Below are 15,125 nucleotides of genomic sequence, written 5' to 3' on the forward strand. Positions count from 1 at the left end.
TCAGGCCGCGCGGTCCCGAGCGGTCCCGGCAAGGAAGGCGCGGGCGACCTTGGAGCCCGGCTCCCGGCCGAGTTCCCGCGAGATGAAGTCGGCGGCGGCCACCACCGCCGCAAGGTCCACACCGGTCCGGATGCCGAGCCCGTCCAACAGATAGACGACATCCTCGGTCGCGACGTTGCCGCTCGCCCCCTTGGCGTAGGGGCAGCCGCCGAGACCGGCGACGGCGCCGTCCACCACGGCGACGCCCAGTTCGAGACAGGCATGGATGTTGACCAGCGCCTGTCCCCAACTGTCGTGGAAATGCACCGCCAGCCGCTCCACCGGCACCCGCTCCGCGACGGCGCGGACCATCGCCTGGGCGGCGGCCGGCGTGCCGACCCCGATGGTGTCGCCCAGCGAGATCTCGTAGCAGCCGAGCGCCGCCAGGCGCTGCGCCACCTCCGCCACCGCCGACGGGGCGACCGCACCCTCATAGGGGCAGCCGAGCACGCAGGACACATAGCCGCGGACCCGGATGCCGGCGCGCCCCGCCGCCGCGACGACCGGCGCGAAACGGTCAAGGCTCTCGGCAATCGAGCAGTTGATGTTGCGGCGGGAGAAGCTTTCCGAGGCTGCGGCGAAGACCGCGATCTCCTCCACCTGCGCGGCCAGCGCCGCCTCGAAGCCGGTCATGTTGGGGACCAGCACCGGATAGGAGACGCCGGGTAGACGATGGATGCCGGCGAGCACTGCGGCGCTGTCCGCCATCTGCGGCACCCATTTGGGCGAGACGAAGCTGCCGGCTTCGATGGTGAGCAGCCCGGCAGCGCCGAGCCGGTCGATCAGCGCGATCTTCGCGGCGGCGGACACCGGCTGCTTTTCGTTCTGGAGACCGTCGCGCGGGCCGACATCGACGATGCGGACAGATGCGGGCACAGGCATGGAAACTCTCGCTTCTTGGCGGACTGCCGCAAGGACCGGCGATCCCGTGCGGTTACGGGATTGCCGGTCCTTACGAAGACAGGGTGCGATGACGGCTCCGGCGTCAGACGCCGATCAGCTTGGTGAGGGCGGGCACCGTCAGGACGGCGGTGTAATAGCCCATGAACTGGACACCGGTGTTGAAGCCCAGCGTCCGGTAGAGCAGCCCGCCGATCAGGCCGATGGCGAGGATCACCAGCAGCCCCATCAGCCCGCCTTCCCACACGCCGATCACCAGGATCAGCCCCGAGAAGGTGGCGATGATCGCCTCGTGGCTCAGGCGGCGGGCGACGAAGGCCGCGGCGCTGCGGGCGTAGTTCATGGCGAAGGGGTAGGAGACCAGCGCCGCCAGCGCGACCGCCAGCAGCCCATAACCGAGGAACTCCCAGTTCGTCAGCAGATTGTGCAGGTTGTTGACCTGCCCGGTGGCGGCATCGACGCTGAAGCGCGGCGGCGCGTTGAACAGCGGGGCGGCCGGACCGGCGGCGACCGGGCTGAGCGGCAGGCCGAAGGCGATCAGCGGGATCAGCGCCTCGGCGATGTAGGTCGATTCCGTGACGCCGTTGCGCGCGGTCAGCACGGTGGTCATGCGGTGGTAGACATGGCGGACCCGCGAGCCGACCACCTCGCCCAGCAGCACGGTCATGGCGACCGGGCTGAAGACGAAGGTGGCGCTGGACACCGCCGCGGTGCCGAGCGTCCAGCGGACCTGCGAGGCGTCCAGCACCTTGAAGGGGTTGGGGAAATAGCCGCCCCAGCTCTTCACGTCGGGGGCCAGCGCGAAGCTGCGGACCCGGTCGCGCTCGATCCGCTTGCGGTCGGCCGGCGACAGCACGGAGAAGAGGTCGGCCACCAGCGGCCCGATGGCGATGCCGAGGAAATAGCTGATGCTCAGCTTCACCCCGAACTTCGCGGTCAGCCCCTGCAACGCGACGATCACCAGCACGAAGGGGAACAGGGCGACGACCGACGCCCAGCGTCCGGCCGAGAAATAGGCGATGGCGACCGCAGCGGCGACGAAGATCCAGGGGGCCGCCTTGGTGATCGACGGCCCGAAGGGCGCCAGCAGGACGGCGAACAGCACCGCCAGCGGCACGGCGACGAAGGCGGCGATGATGGCGCCCGACACCATCTTGCGCAGGGCGATGTGCGGAACGCCCAAATTGCGTAGCACACCCGCCTGCTGCATCAGCGGGATCGCCATGGTGTCGCCGGGAATGCCGAGCAGCGCCGTCGGCACCGCGTGGGTCATGTGCTTGGCGACCGCGCTGGCGAGGAAGAAGGTGAAGACGCCGGCCGGCGGCACGCCGAGCAGGACGACCAGCAGGGTCAGCGGTGCGATGGTGGTGGTCTCGTCGGTGCCGGACACCAGCCCGATGCCGGCGAACAGCACGGCACCGACCAGCCCCATGCCGGCGGCCCAGAGAAAGTCGTTGAGAAGAAGTTCCATCACGCCCGCGCCTCCCGCGCCGCCGGATCTGCACGAAGGCTGTCGGAGCGGAGGGCCGGCCCGGCCTGAGCGGCCGCCACTGCCTCTTTCTCCTCCGCCGCGAACAGGTCGTAGAGCCCCATTTCCTTCAACTCGGCGACCGCCGCCGGGGGCAGGTCGGCAAGCCGGCCGAAACCGCCCGGTTCCGCCCGCAGCTCGGCCATCAGCGTGTCCCGCCAGGCCGGATCGGCGGCCCGGTCGATCACCTCGCGCTTTGGCGGGAACAGGCGGGCGCACAGCGCGCCGGCCACCAGGCAGCCGGCCAGCCCGACCAGCATGGAATAGGCCCGCGCCATCTCCGGTGCTGTGACGAGGCCGGCCAGGATGCGGTTGGCCAGCAGGAAGGCCCCCAGGCTGATGGCGCAGCCGATGGCCATCGCCAGGCCGAGATGGACGCTGTCGACCGTATCGCCCCAGACCTCTATCAATCGTCCCGTCTTCATTGCGTTTCCTCTTCATGGGGCGGGAGCCCCGGTCACGGGGGCTCCCTGCCGGGTCCTTGAACGGACCTTTGAACGGACCTGCTTGTTTGGCCCCGCCTATTGGGCCGCCGCGCGCATGTCCTCCAGGACCGCCTGGGCGACGTCCTGGCGGACGGTGCCGCGTTCCACCAGGATGCGGGCGACGCGGTCGATCTCGCCGCCGACGGCACCCGCCATCATTGCGATGTTCTGGGCGTGCAGCGCCATGTGGCCCTTCTGGATGCCAGTGGTCGCCAGCGCCTTCAGCGCCGAGAAGTTCTGCGCCAGACCGACCGCAGCGATGATGCGGGCCAGCCGCTCGGCGCTGGCGACGCCCAGGATCTTCAGGCAGGCCTGTGCCGTCGGGTGGGCCTTGGTGGCGCCGCCGATCAGCCCGACCGCCATCGGCAGCTCGATGGACCCGCTGAGATCGCCGTTGGCGGTGACCTCGAAGCGGGTCAGGCTGCGGTAGCGGCCGTCGCGGGCGGCATAGGCATGGGCGCCGGCCTCCACCGCGCGGGTGTCGTTGCCGGTGGCCAGCACGACGGCGCTGACGCCGTTCATGATGCCCTTGTTGTGGGTGGCGGCGCGGTAGGGGTCGGCATCGGCGAAATGATAGGCGCTGACGATGCCGTCGCGCACCGCCTCGCCGCCGATCTGGTCGAGGGTCCACACCGCGTGCGCCCGCGCCAGCCGCCGGTCGGCGAGGTTGGACAGGATGCGCAGATAGACGCGGCCGCCGGTCCATTCGGCGATGTGGGGCGCCAGCTTTTCCGCCATGCTGTTGACGGCGTTGGCGCCCATGGCGTCGCGGGTGTCGACGATCAGGTGCGTGATCAGCATCGGCCCGCCCTGGCTGTCGATCACCCGCACCTCGACGTCGCGGAAGCCGCCGCCGAACTTCAGCAGGATGGGATCGCAGCCGTCGCACACCGCCTTGATCTCGTCGCGCCGGCCGAGGATGCGCAGGCGCGCCGCATGGGGATCGGCGACGCCGATGGCCTGGATCTGGGCGATCATCAGCGTGCCGGACATCGAGCTGGTGAAGCCGCCTGCGTCATAGCACTGCCGCGCCGCGTTGCAGACCGCGGCGACGACCGAGGACTCCTCCGTCGCCATCGGGATCAGCAGATCCTCGCCGTCGACCTTCATGTTGGTCGCGATGCCGAGCGGGATGTTCATCGAGCCGACGACGTTCTCGACCAGCCGGTCGGCGAGGTCGAGATCCAGGTTGCCGGTGTCGGAGAGCTTCGCCGCAGCCGCGCCGTCGAGACCGGCGAATTTGGAGACGATGGCCAGCCGCTCCGCCGGCGACTTCTTGTGGAATCCGGAGATGCGGGAGCTGCGGTGGGGGTTGGACATTGCTGAACCTTGCTGTCTTGCCGGGCCGTCTGCGGAACAGAGGCCATGGAGCCGGGCATGGAACCGTCCCCGGACGCCTTGAAGGGGCGTCCGCCGAAGGGGACGGTCGGTTGAGGATATGAGGGAAGACGTTCCCGGCGGAGTGCCGCAGGAACGCCGTTCGCAGGCGGAATGATCAGTGATACAAAGGGACAGATCAAGGGACAGTTTGCCGGAATCTCCGGGACACTGTCCCAGTGGTTCCGATGGGACACTGTAACGGAAGGCCGGCTGCCGGATGACGCGCGGGATGACCAGGGTTGCCAGCATCGTCGACAGGATCACCGGCCTGATCGGCGACGGGCTGCTGAAACCGGGGGAGCGGCTGCTGTCGGTCCGGGCCGGCGCCGTCGAGCATGGCGTCTCCAAGAACACGATGGCGGAGGCCTACGACCGGCTGGTGGCGCTGGGCTATCTGGAAGCCAAGCAGGGCTCCGGCTATTACGTCGCGCGCGTGCGCCGGGCTTCGGCCGAACAACAGCCGGCCCATGTCGCAGAAGCCGTGGATTTCGTCTCGCTCCTGCGCGAGCAGCTGGTGCAGAGCTACGCCGTGCGCATCGGCGACGGCCGGCCGCCGCCCAGCTGGATGGAGCGGTTCGAGATCGGCAGCGCCCCGCGCTTCATGGCGGCGGTGCGCGGGCTGGCGTCGGAACACGGCTACGGCTCCCCCTGGGGCTTCCTGCCCTTGCGGGAAAGGCTGGCGCTGACGCTGGGCGAACGCTCGATCAAGGCGTCGCCCGACCAGATCCTGCTGACCCAGGGCGCCAACCACGCGCTCGACCTCGTCGCCCGCCAGATGCTGGAGCCGGGGGACACGGTGCTGGTCGACAGCCCCGGCTATTACCCGCTGTTCGGCAAGCTGCGGCTGTCGCGCATCGCCATCGTCGGCGTGCAGCGCCGCCAGGACGGCCCGGACCTCGACGATCTCGCCGCCAAGGCCGCCGCCCACAAGCCCAAGCTGTTCTTCACCCAGTCGCTGGCCCACAACCCGACCGGCGGCTCGATCACGCCGGCCGTCGCCCACCGCCTGCTTCAGGTCGCCGGCCAGCACGGCTTCTATGTGGTGGAGGACGATCCCTTCGCCGACGTGCTGCCGGCCGCCAGCCCGCGGCTCGCCGCACTCGACCAGCTGGACCGGGTGATCTATGTCGGCACCTTCTCCAAGACGCTGTCGGCCAGCCTGCGCGTCGGCTATGTGGCGGCGAAGCGCCCGCTGATCGACCGGCTGTGCGACGTCAAGATGCTGACCATCGTCAGCACCTCCGATTACGTCGAGCGGATCGTCTACGGCTTCATCGCGTCGGGCCATTACCTGCGCCACCTGCGCCGGCTGAAGACGCGGATCGAGGACCATGCCGAAAAGGCGATGCTGGCGCTGGGCCGCATCGGGGTGCGGCTGCCGCCCGCCGCCTCGGGAAGCTATTACCTGTGGGGCGAGCTGCCCGGACACATCGACGAGCTGGAGTTGACCCACCGGGCAGCGGAGCGCGGCATCTTCCTGGCGCCGGGCAGCCTGTTCATGCCGGTGAAGACGCCGACCGCGCCCGCCATGCGGATCAACATCGCCTATGCCGACGATCCGCGCTTCACCGATTTCCTGGCAGAGGAACTGCGCGCCTGATGCCGCCTCCTATTGCGGGGACCGCGCCTGCCACAGCAGGAACTGCTCGAACAGCTTTTCCGCCTGCTGGGGCGGGACCCCGCGCTGCTCGACGAAGCTGCGGAACTCCTCCTTCCTGGCGGCGGCGGATTGCGGCTCCTTCGCCGCCGACGCCTGACGCAGCCACTGCTCGGCCGGCTCGAACCGGGTCCAGCCCGGCACGTCGGCCGCCAGATTGACCTCCTTCCATTTCGGATGGCGCGGCGGCTTCAGGAACTCGTCGAACTTGCTGAAGAAGGCATCGACGAAGCGGGCGACCTTGCGATGGCGCTCCAGGTCGCGCTCCCAGCCATAGACCGCCATCACGGCACCCACCGCCACGGTGTCGACCTGCTCGCCGGGCTTGATCAGCCCGTCATAGTCGGCGCTGGTCAGACGCGAGGGCAGATAGGTGTCGAGCAGCGCGGCGCTCATCGGGACCGACAGGAAATGCAGCCCGTCCCCGGCCTTCAGGTCGCGGAACAGCCGGGTCGGCTTGCCGGCGACATAGGCCATCGCCGCGATCTCCCCCCGGCGCAGCTTCTCCAGCGCCAGCGCCTGGTCGTTCGCCTGAGGCTCCACCCGAATGCCCAGCATGTCGAACACCAGCGAGGCGGTCATCGAAGTGCCGCTTCCCTGGACATCGACATTGACCTTGCGGCCGGCCAGATCCTCGATCCGCGTCACCTCGGGTCCGGCGAGGATGTGCAGTTCCTCGTTGTAGAGCTTGGCGATGTATTTGATGCGCCGGTCGAGGTTGGGCAGAAGCCGTTCGCGCTTGGCATAGGCCAGCACGTCGGACTGCACGATGCCGACATCGATCCCCTTCAGCAGCACGACGTCCTTCAGGTTCTGGACCGAACCCTTGCCCAGCATGGGGAGGACGCGCAGCGTGTCGCCGTCGTCCAGCACCGACGCCAGATCGGCGGCGATGCGCACATAGGTCCCCTCGACCCCGCCCGACACGATGCCGACGGTGCCGCTGTTGGCAGTGACGCCGCGCGGATCGGCGGCCGACGCCGTGCCGGCAAGGCCGACGGCGATGCAGGCTCCCAGCGCAAGCATGCGGACCAACGATGCCTTCATGGTGCTTTCCCCCCTCGATGGCTGCGCCCAACTATCTCGATTTTCCGGCGAGCCAGTCGGTCAGTTTCTTCAGTTGCTGTTCGGCATCCCCGCTGCCGGCGGCGACCGCCCGCCGGTACCAGGCGGCGGCCTGCTCCGGATCGGGGGCCAAGCCGCGGACATGCAGCCGCTCATGCACCAGCGGGTCGTGGGTCCGGCCGAGCGCGAGGGCCGCCTTCGCATTGCCGGTTTCGGCGACCATCTCGTAATAGAGCCGCGCGCCCGCCAGATCGCCCTGGGCGAACAGGTCGTCGCCCCGCTTCATCAGCGCCGCCTCCGGGATGCTGGACGGCAGCTTGGCCGGCTTGTGCACCACCTCTTCCCGCTTCTCCGCCCGCGGCGGCTCCGGCGGGGGAGCGGCTACCGCCGGAACGGCGGCAACGGCGACGGAGGCCGGCGCGGGGGTGGCGGTGGTAACGGGCATGGTGACGGCCACAGGGGCAGCCGGCGGATCCGGCGGCGGCTGAACGGCTGCCAGGGCCTCCGCCGGCGGGTTGACCGGCGGGTCGGCCTGAAGATTGGCCGGTGCCTCGGCAACCGCCGGTTCGCCTTGCTGCGGCTCCGGCTCTTGCGGCTCCGGCGCCACCGGAGGAGAAGAGCTTCCGGACACCGCCGGTTCCGCCATGTCCGGCTTCGCCGCCGCCTCCACGACCTCCGCCGGGCCTCCCTGAGACGAGCCGCCCTGCGCCGGAGGGTCGGCAGCGGAATTGTCGGCCACACCGGCTTGAACGACCGGCACTGCCAGCGTCACTGCCTGTCTGGCGACCACGCCGCCGCCGTGATCGGTCACCGCCGTGATGCGCAGCGACAGCGGGCCGGCGGTTTCGGCCGGCAGGCTCAGGGTCAGGTCGGACAGTTCCTCCTGCGGCACCTTCCAGGCCCCGTCGCTGCTCCGCTGGCCCCGCGACAGGCTGGCACCGTCGGGCAGATTGTCGATCAGCACGAAGGTGATCGCCTCGTACTGCGGGTTCGGCTGGCCGTAGGGAGAGGTGACGACGATGGACAGCGGGATCGGCTGCCCCGGCAGGCCGCCCGACGTCTGGGCGGCGACAAAGGGCATCAGCCGCCAGTCGGTCGCCGCCTCGCCGGATTTCGGCAGCACCGTCGTATGGGTGGCGACGGTGTCGACCTGCCGGGCGTTGTTGGCATGCGGCTTCTCGCGCACGACAAGCCAGGAGTCGAGCGTGCTGCCGGCCCCGCCATCCTCGCCGGACTCCTCCCCGGCCACCAGCAGGCAACAGCCGCCGCCCGCCCCGGAGCCTGCGGCATCGCCCCTCCCGTCGAGCCGCCCGGTCACCCCGTCAAGTTGCATCGGCAGCGCCAGAACCGTCAGCACCGCAAAGCAGGGGCGGACGCTGCCCGGGCCCGGTGCCAAGGACTGCCCGGCCTCCCGTCCGCGGCGGCGATGCAGAAAATCGGCATGGGATAGGAAACGGCGCAGAAAACGGGGCTGCGTCTCGCGCATGTGGCATCCTCCCGGAAAAAATCCCTCAAACTCCGCCTTGCCGGCAGATCGAATTCGGGACTTTTGAAAGACATGCGGCGATGTTTTACGCCGTCGATTGTTTCTAATTATTTGTTATCTTACCGATCTCTCGGGATCGTTTTATTTTAAGGGGCAAACAAAGAAAAACAACCATCCCGTAGAGGGCGTTTCCCGTTTTACCGCAAAGGGAGGATTACTTCGTAATCTTCGGATCCGCACCGGGTGGAGAGGGCTGGGCTCCGGCCGCGGCATCCGCCGCCGGAACGGGGTGCCACCACCGGTCGTGGCCGCACCCCGTCTTGTGAAGAAACGAACCGCTTGTGAAAAAACGGAAAACGGTTCAGCGCACCCTGGCTGGGTTTCCCATCACCGTGGCGCCGGCCGGCACGTCGCGTGTCACCACGCTTCCGGCACCGACGATGGCGTCGTCGCCGATGGTGACGCCCGGCAGGATCAGCGCAGCGCCGCCGATCCAGACATTGCGGCCGATGCGGATGGGCCGCCCGAACTCCAGCCCGGCCTCGCGGGTGGCGAAGTCGCGCGGGTGGTCGGCGGTCAGGATCTGGACGCCCGGCCCGATCTGCGTCTTGTCGCCGATGGTCACCGCGACGACGTCCAGGATGACGCAGTTGAAGTTGAGGAACACCCCGTCGCCGAGGCTGATGTTGTAGCCGTAGTCGCAATGGAAAGGCGGGCGGATGACCGCCCCGTCGCCCACCGCGGCGAACCGCTCCAGCAGCAGCTTGCGCCGGTCGCCGGCGGGCAGGGCAAGGGCGGCGTTGTAGCGGACCATCCACTCCTTGGCGGCGGCCTGATCCGCCTGGATTTCCGGGGCCGAGGCGTCATAGAGATCGCCGGCCAGCATCTTTTCCTTTTCGCTGCGTCCATCGGACGTCTGCATCGCTCATCTCCCAAGTCGCAGGCCAGCCGGCGGTTGTCCGCCGGGGGGAGGCGATTAGAGCAGATGTCGACCGGCCATGCGCCGACGCTTCGGGATGTCTTGCACCGTCGAGCGTCGCGGAACGCCGGCAAGCCGCTCGACCAGGGCGCGCGCTGCTGCGCGCCATCCTCACAGGACACCACATACTTATGCTTGTATGTATCTCGTCTTTATATTCCTAAAAATGCATCTTTCGCTTGAGAACAACCTGAAGCGCAACTAACGTCACCCTCACGCGCGTTCTCATCACAACCTCGCGGGCGGGTGCGCGCGTTCATGCTCCCCGGTCACGTGCAGGAGGAATCAGCGATGAAAAAACGGTTTGGTCTGGCGTTCGCCTTTGCCGTCGGCCTGTCGGGTCTGTTCGCAACCGCGGCGCCGGCGGCGACTTATGTCTGCGCCTCCGAAACCAACTGCGACAATTATACTCCGATCACGGCGGCGCAATTGGCGCTCACCGCGCCCGATACGAAGATCACCGTCCAAATGGCGCTGCAGCAATCGGCGGACGAGTCGATCAAGAATGGCTACAACAGCGTCGCGAAGACCGACCTTGGCATTACCAAATGGTGGCACAAGGGCGGCAGCACGACCCTCGACCAGACCTATTATCACATCACCGTCAGAATCTACAAAGACAACAAGTGGACCAAGACCTGCCACGCTTATGCCCTCAACATCGGCACGAGCACTCCGAAATACCAGGCGACTTGCCAGTAACCGCTCGATCGTCTCCGGTCACTTGAACAGGATGGCGCCGCTGAGGCCGCCTTGCCTCCCGAAGGCAAGCGGCCGGATGGCCGCGCCCGGCGATTGACGGCAAGCGTAAAGCCTGATGCACCAGGCTTTACGCTCGAAAATGTCAGCCTTCGCCCTGGCCGCTGCGCGCGCCCAGCAGGGTGCTGCGGCGGCGGCGCAGTTCGACGCTCTGGCCGGGGGTGATGGGCAGGAACTCCTTGGGGCGTTCGTCGCTGCCGGCGATGGCGCGGAAGGTGGCGGCGTTCGCCTCCTGAACGAAGTTGCCGCGGCGGACCTGATCGAGGAATTTGCGGCTCGGCATCATGATGTATTCGATGTCGTTGATGCGCCGGCCATCCTTCGACACCGTCTTCTCGACCTGATCGAGGATGCCCTCCTCGACCAGCGAATCGACGGCGGAGGTCACGGTGCGCAGCGTGTCGCGCCGCCGGCTCCACTCGTTCATGCCGCTGTTGTTGATGATGTCGTCGGCCGACAGCGTCATCGGCGGCACGTCGTGGGCGCCGTCGGGCAGGCGGCTGAGGTCGAGATCGCCATATTCGATGGACAGGCGGTTGTAGAGCCAGCGCGCCACCGGGCTCTTCAGCCGCATGATCCACTGGTAGGAGATCGGCTTGAATTCCAGGTTGCGGATGGCCGAGGCGACCAGCGCGTTGAATTCCAGATAGGTGTCGTTCTCGTCCTCCTCGCCGCCCTCGCCGGTGCGCGGCCGGATGTAGAGGGTGGGGAAGACCGAGGATTCCAGCACCGGCCGCGCCGACTTGCGCCCGTTCTCCGGCATCTTGCTGATGATCATCCGGGTACGGGCGAGGATTTCCAGCGCCTCGCGGATCTCCGCCGTGTCCATGGTGCGGTTGACCGCGCGCAGCTCCCGCCGGATCTCGTAGAGCGAGAAATGCACGCGCACGCGGTCCTGCTTGTCGCCCATCAGCGACAGGCGCGAGCGGTCCATGGCGAGGCGGCGCACCACCTGCTCGACGATCTGCTCGCGCTCCGACGGAAACACCTCATACTCGACCATGCGCTTTTCGGCCGGATCCTCGCCGGGGCCGGGCTTGGCCGGGCGGTAGATGCGGGCGGGCTGCAAGGTCAGCGAGAACAGGGCGTCCTTGAAGGGAAACTCCTTGTGCACCGACTGGACGAACGCGTTGGCGGCCGGCAGTTCCGGCTCGGTCCCCCGGCCCTTAGACACGAACACGAACCGCGGCGCCGTGTCGTAAAGCGCGATCATATGGGACTGACTGCGGTCCTCCATCTCGAACAGAGTCAGCTGGACCGCGTTCGCCTTGCTCATGGCTCATCCCTCCTCGCCAAAGGCCACGATAGGGGCTGGCATCGGACGGAGGCAACCGGCGGGGAGGACTGAAGCCCAAGCCCTGTGTCCCATTTGGCCGCGCTTGTGTAGGAATTGGCCGCGCCTGTGTCCTGAATGCCCGCGGTTGGATTGGACCGCCCCCGTCCGACGCCGCCGGATTGGTCCCGCCCGCCGCGAATCGCGGCTGAACCGGCGAAGCGCGGGCATTCGGGACACAGACTCGGGTCCGCCGATTCCGCCGCGCCCCGCCGCGCCAGAGCGACGAAGCGCGGGCAAATGGGACAGCCCCAGGTGCGGCGGTCTCCAAACGCGGGGATTCGGGATACAAGCCGGACCGCACATCCTGCGATGGACCGCCCAACCGCGGGCAAATGGGACCGATGCCGCGCCGAATCAGCCTTGCCGCAGGGCAGGGGGCGCTGCCGGCCGGGACAGTCCGTCCTGCGAACCGCGGGAAACCGCCCCAAACGCGAGCAAATGGGACAAGCTGTCCAGGGGACCGACGGTGGGATTCCGGCGAAGCGCGGGCAAACGGGATCGGATCCGATTCGCAGCGCTGGCGCGGCCAAAGCTGACCGAACCGCGGGCAAAGGCGACAGGGTCGCGGGCCGATGGGACAGAATCGCGAGCCGACGGGACACAAAGGACTCTGTCCCATTTGCCCGCGATTCGACGGCCGGCACGACCGGCGGAATCCTTCCCCGCAAGTTCACCGGCCGTCCGGCAGCCTCCCCCGCTGGCCGCCGGCCGGTCCCCATGCCTTGCGGAGTTTCCCCATGTTGCCAAAACCGTCTCCCAAATCGTCGCCATTCCCCTCGCCGCCAACGGACGGACACCCTCTCGACACCCGCCGATGGGGGCGGATTCCCGCTTGGTGGCTGGACCATCCCGGCCTGGAGGCCGACGGTTTCGCCGTTCTGGCGGCGCTCGCCACCTTCGCCGACGACAGCGGCCTGTGCTGGCCGTCGCAATCGACGCTGGCCGCCAAACTCAAGCGCTCGCGCCCGACCGTCAACCGCATCATCCAGTCATTGAGCGACCTCGGGCTGGTCGGCATCGAACACCGCCGCGGCCGTGACGGCGCCCGCCTGTCCTGCCTCTACCGCCTGCGCTTCACCCCGCTGGACGGCAGCGGCCAGGAAACGGAACAGCGGGATGCCGCCGCCGCGGATCGCCCTGTTCCGATGGCCGACAGGGATGACTCCGCCACGCACATCCCCTGTCCGCCGGCGAGTCAGGAACAGGTCCAATTCAAACAGATTCCGGACTCGCACGCTTCGGGCGAGCCCACGGACGCACAGGCAGGCGCTCAGTCACGACCGCAGGAGGTTCCGGAAGGCTGGATGCCGACCGCCGACGACCTCGCCTGGGCCACGGCCCGCCATGCCGAGATCAACCTCGGCCGCCATGTCGAAGGCTTCATCCTGCGCTGCCGGGCCCATGGCTACCGCTACCGCGACATCTCATCGGCCTGGAGGGCATGGCTGTCGCAGGACGCCGCCGTCGGCAAGGCTCCCCCCTTTCCGGCAACGGCCCGGCCTTCGCCGCACCCGTCCGCAAGTCCGCCCACAAATCCACCGCGACCGAACAGCGCCTCGGTGCCTGGAGTGCTGCCGCCGACGAACTGCGCCGTCGCTCCGCCACCGCTCCCGCCTGGCGATGAAGGGACGACCGATGACCGCAGGATCCAGAAGCGCCGCCCCCGGAAAGGCGACCGTCACCGCTCTGCCGCGGCCCCATCTTCCGGCCTCGCCGGCCGCGGCCTTCGATCCGAACCTGCCGGCTCCCCAGCGCCGAATCCGGCTGACCGCGGCACTTCCGCCGCCGCTTCGGGAACTGCTGGCCCAGGGCCGAACCGACCGGCGCCCGCGCTTCGGCGAGGATGGCTTCGACGGCATGATCGAACAATGGTTTCCCCCGGCCGGCGTCACCGCCGTTGAGGCGGCACTCGCTCGCCAGACCCTTGAGGAACTGTCCGAGACCGTGCTGGCCCCCGCCGACAGCGACCATCTGCTCGGCCGCGTCCTGACACTGCTCAGCCATTTCCCGGCCAAGGGGCTGTCGCCCGAGGTCGAGCGGATGATGGCGCTCGACTGGGCGGAGGATTCGGGGAATACCCGGCCTGGGTGCTCGATGCCGCCGCGCGCCACTGGCGCCGCAGCCGGAAATGGCGCCCCTCCATCGCCGAGATGCGCGCCCTGTGCGAGGAACTCTGCGCCCCGGAACGCGCCTTGGCCGACCAGCTGCAAGCCCTTGCCGACGCGGCACCGTGTGAGGCGGCGGCACCGGATCCGCGTGCAATGGCGACGGGAGCGCTGCGCCGCATGGGCTGAGACCGTCCGCACCCGGCTTGCGGTGGAAGCGCCGGATCCGCGGTCCATATTAAGCGGCCCGTCCGCTTCATCATGCCGACCGATGCCCGACACCTCCGCTCCGATGCCGCCGTCCGCCGCCCGTTTCGGCTGGTGCTGCCAGTATGTTCCGCCCGATGGCGACGCCGGACTTGCCAAGCGCATGAATCCCGGCACCGTCACCATCGCGACGTTGAGCAGGCTGAGCCCGGCCCGTGCCGAGGAAAAGCTGACGGAGGTCCTGCGCCGCAACCTCCAGTCCCTGCATCTGCAACTGGACGAGGTCGCCCGGCATCCGGCCTACCGCCGCCTGCTGCGCGTCAACAGCGGGCTGCTGCCGGCCTATACGCACGAGGTCGGGCGGCCGCTCTACCGCCTGCCCGGTGTCCAGGCGCTGGTGCGGAGCGGGCTGGAGCATGCCGGCCGCAAGGCCGCAGAGGCGGACATCCGCATCGGGCTGCACCCGGACCAGTACTGCGTGCTGAACAGCGCCAACCCCTCCACCCTCGACAATGCAGTGGCGGAGCTGGAGTACCATGCCGACATCCTGCGGACGATGGGGCTGACCGGCGGCTGGCACCCGCGGGGCGCCCACGTCAACATCCATGGCGGCGGGCGCGGGGAGGGGATCGCCGGCTTCCGCCGCGGCCATGCCCTGCTGTCGGAGGAGGCGCGCAACCTGCTGACGGTCGAGAACGACGAGATGTCCTTCGGCCTGGACGACCTGCTGCCGCTGGCCGACATCGTGCCCATCGTGCTCGACCTCCACCACCATTGGGTCCGCACCCAGGGTGAGTATCTGCGCCCCGACGATCCGCGCATCGCCGTGGTCGCCGGCTCCTGGCGCGGGGTGCGGCCGGTCGCCCACATCAGCGTGTCGCGCGAGGATCTGCTGGCCGGCTGGCCGGCCGACAGCCTGCCGGATTATGCCGCGCTGGCGGCGCGCGGGCTGACGACCAGGGATCTGCGGGCGCACTCCCAGCGCATGTGGAACCATGCGGTCAACCGGCTGGTGGCGGATCATCTCTCCTGGGCCGACTTCGAGGTGGAGGCCAAGGCCAAGAATCTCGCCGTCGACGATCTGGAGCAGGACGCCCTGCTGAGCGGTGCCATCTCCGCCCCGGCCTCCGCCGGCCCCTGATCGCCGGCCCCGATCGCCAGCCTTGACCCACGGTTGTACTCAACTACTCTGTTGCCGA

The 15,125-nt window shown here is 68.6% G+C and carries 13 protein-coding genes and 1 pseudogene; 5 read left to right on the top strand and 9 right to left on the bottom strand.

Annotation, left to right across the window (positions count from 1 at the left end; genetic code table 11):
- The 4 genes from ACWPN8_RS17230 to ACWPN8_RS17245 form a co-directional block, all read right to left on the bottom strand.
- The gene (locus tag ACWPN8_RS17230; protein WP_492241594.1) at positions 1-921 is read right to left on the bottom strand and encodes a hydroxymethylglutaryl-CoA lyase; all 921 of its coding nucleotides are present in this window, start codon (positions 919-921) and stop codon (positions 1-3) included.
- Between the two features lie 103 nt (positions 922-1,024).
- The gene (locus ACWPN8_RS17235; protein WP_492241595.1) at positions 1,025-2,410 is read right to left on the bottom strand and encodes a tripartite tricarboxylate transporter permease; all 1,386 of its coding nucleotides are present in this window, start codon (positions 2,408-2,410) and stop codon (positions 1,025-1,027) included.
- Positions 2,410-2,892: a hypothetical protein gene (locus tag ACWPN8_RS17240; RefSeq protein WP_492241596.1), complete on the bottom strand. Its 483-nt coding sequence runs from the start codon at positions 2,890-2,892 to the stop codon at positions 2,410-2,412. Before ACWPN8_RS17240 ends, ACWPN8_RS17235 begins: the two co-directional genes overlap by 1 nt.
- A gap of 96 nt (positions 2,893-2,988) precedes the next feature.
- On the bottom strand, positions 2,989-4,272 hold the full coding sequence (locus tag ACWPN8_RS17245) for a hydroxymethylglutaryl-CoA reductase, degradative (protein ID WP_492241597.1): 1,284 nt from the start codon (positions 4,270-4,272) through the stop codon (positions 2,989-2,991).
- Positions 4,273-4,561: 289 nt separating this feature from the next.
- On the opposite strand from ACWPN8_RS17245, the gene ACWPN8_RS17250 reads away from it, so the two are divergent.
- Entirely contained in the window at positions 4,562-5,932 is a 1,371-nt protein-coding gene (locus ACWPN8_RS17250) for an aminotransferase-like domain-containing protein (RefSeq protein WP_492241598.1), read from the top strand.
- Between the two features lie 9 nt (positions 5,933-5,941).
- Here ACWPN8_RS17250 and ACWPN8_RS17255 read toward each other — a convergent pair whose 3' ends face one another.
- The 3 genes from ACWPN8_RS17255 to ACWPN8_RS17265 all read right to left on the bottom strand — a co-directional run bounded on the left by ACWPN8_RS17255 (position 5,942) and on the right by ACWPN8_RS17265 (position 9,462).
- Entirely contained in the window at positions 5,942-7,036 is a 1,095-nt protein-coding gene (locus ACWPN8_RS17255) for a TAXI family TRAP transporter solute-binding subunit (protein WP_492241599.1), read from the bottom strand.
- Positions 7,037-7,067: 31 nt separating this feature from the next.
- On the bottom strand, positions 7,068-8,540 hold the full coding sequence (locus ACWPN8_RS17260) for a hypothetical protein (protein WP_492241600.1): 1,473 nt from the start codon (positions 8,538-8,540) through the stop codon (positions 7,068-7,070).
- Between the two features lie 361 nt (positions 8,541-8,901).
- On the bottom strand, positions 8,902-9,462 hold the full coding sequence (locus tag ACWPN8_RS17265; RefSeq protein ID WP_109451156.1) for a sugar O-acetyltransferase: 561 nt from the start codon (positions 9,460-9,462) through the stop codon (positions 8,902-8,904).
- A gap of 348 nt (positions 9,463-9,810) precedes the next feature.
- Between ACWPN8_RS17265 and ACWPN8_RS17270 the strand changes: the two genes are divergently transcribed.
- Complete coding sequence (locus ACWPN8_RS17270; protein WP_109451158.1) at positions 9,811-10,221, top strand: hypothetical protein; 411 nt, start codon at positions 9,811-9,813, stop codon at positions 10,219-10,221.
- Positions 10,222-10,363: 142 nt separating this feature from the next.
- Here the strand turns inward: ACWPN8_RS17270 and ACWPN8_RS17275 are convergent, their stop codons facing one another.
- The gene (locus ACWPN8_RS17275) at positions 10,364-11,554 is read right to left on the bottom strand and encodes a plasmid replication protein (protein ID WP_109451160.1); all 1,191 of its coding nucleotides are present in this window, start codon (positions 11,552-11,554) and stop codon (positions 10,364-10,366) included.
- A gap of 797 nt (positions 11,555-12,351) precedes the next feature.
- Between ACWPN8_RS17275 and ACWPN8_RS17280 the strand changes: the two are divergent.
- Positions 12,352-12,567 (top strand): annotated as a pseudogene (locus ACWPN8_RS17280) (helix-turn-helix domain-containing protein); the annotation flags it as partial.
- A 36-nt stretch (positions 12,568-12,603) separates the two neighbouring features.
- Here the strand turns inward: ACWPN8_RS17280 and ACWPN8_RS17285 are convergent.
- Positions 12,604-12,825, bottom strand: a complete 222-nt coding sequence (locus tag ACWPN8_RS17285) for a hypothetical protein (protein ID WP_492242108.1) — start codon at positions 12,823-12,825, stop codon at positions 12,604-12,606.
- Positions 12,826-13,055: 230 nt separating this feature from the next.
- Here ACWPN8_RS17285 and ACWPN8_RS17290 point away from each other — a divergent pair, with 230 nt between their 5' ends.
- Together ACWPN8_RS17290 and ACWPN8_RS17295 are read left to right on the top strand one after the other, a co-directional pair.
- The gene (locus ACWPN8_RS17290) at positions 13,056-13,238 is read left to right on the top strand and encodes a hypothetical protein (RefSeq protein ID WP_492242109.1); all 183 of its coding nucleotides are present in this window, start codon (positions 13,056-13,058) and stop codon (positions 13,236-13,238) included.
- 11 nt (positions 13,239-13,249) lie between these two features.
- Positions 13,250-15,067, top strand: coding sequence for an apurinic/apyrimidinic endonuclease family protein (locus ACWPN8_RS17295; RefSeq protein ID WP_492241601.1), 1,818 nt, complete (start codon positions 13,250-13,252; stop codon positions 15,065-15,067).
- Positions 15,068-15,125: the final 58 nt, after the last annotated feature.

The sequence above is a fragment of the Azospirillum sp. UENF 112521 genome (genome assembly GCF_058780665.1).

Excerpts from the sequence above, each read along its gene's own strand:
- ACWPN8_RS17290 (WP_492242109.1), top strand. The coding sequence starts at position 13,056 with ATGGCTGTCGCAGGACGCCGCCGTCGGCAAGGCTCCCCCCTTTCCGGC.
- ACWPN8_RS17255 (WP_492241599.1), bottom strand. The coding sequence starts at position 7,036 with ATGAAGGCATCGTTGGTCCGCATGCTTGCGCTGGGAGCCTGCATCGCC.
- ACWPN8_RS17250 (WP_492241598.1), top strand. The coding sequence starts at position 4,562 with ATGACCAGGGTTGCCAGCATCGTCGACAGGATCACCGGCCTGATCGGC.
- ACWPN8_RS17240 (WP_492241596.1), bottom strand. The coding sequence starts at position 2,892 with ATGAAGACGGGACGATTGATAGAGGTCTGGGGCGATACGGTCGACAGC.
- ACWPN8_RS17260 (WP_492241600.1), bottom strand. The coding sequence starts at position 8,540 with ATGCGCGAGACGCAGCCCCGTTTTCTGCGCCGTTTCCTATCCCATGCC.
- ACWPN8_RS17270 (WP_109451158.1), top strand. The coding sequence starts at position 9,811 with ATGAAAAAACGGTTTGGTCTGGCGTTCGCCTTTGCCGTCGGCCTGTCG.
- ACWPN8_RS17295 (WP_492241601.1), top strand. The coding sequence starts at position 13,250 with ATGACCGCAGGATCCAGAAGCGCCGCCCCCGGAAAGGCGACCGTCACC.
- ACWPN8_RS17230 (WP_492241594.1), bottom strand. The coding sequence starts at position 921 with ATGCCTGTGCCCGCATCTGTCCGCATCGTCGATGTCGGCCCGCGCGAC.
- ACWPN8_RS17265 (WP_109451156.1), bottom strand. The coding sequence starts at position 9,462 with ATGCAGACGTCCGATGGACGCAGCGAAAAGGAAAAGATGCTGGCCGGC.
- ACWPN8_RS17275 (WP_109451160.1), bottom strand. The coding sequence starts at position 11,554 with ATGAGCAAGGCGAACGCGGTCCAGCTGACTCTGTTCGAGATGGAGGAC.
- ACWPN8_RS17245 (WP_492241597.1), bottom strand. The coding sequence starts at position 4,272 with ATGTCCAACCCCCACCGCAGCTCCCGCATCTCCGGATTCCACAAGAAG.
- ACWPN8_RS17235 (WP_492241595.1), bottom strand. The coding sequence starts at position 2,410 with ATGGAACTTCTTCTCAACGACTTTCTCTGGGCCGCCGGCATGGGGCTG.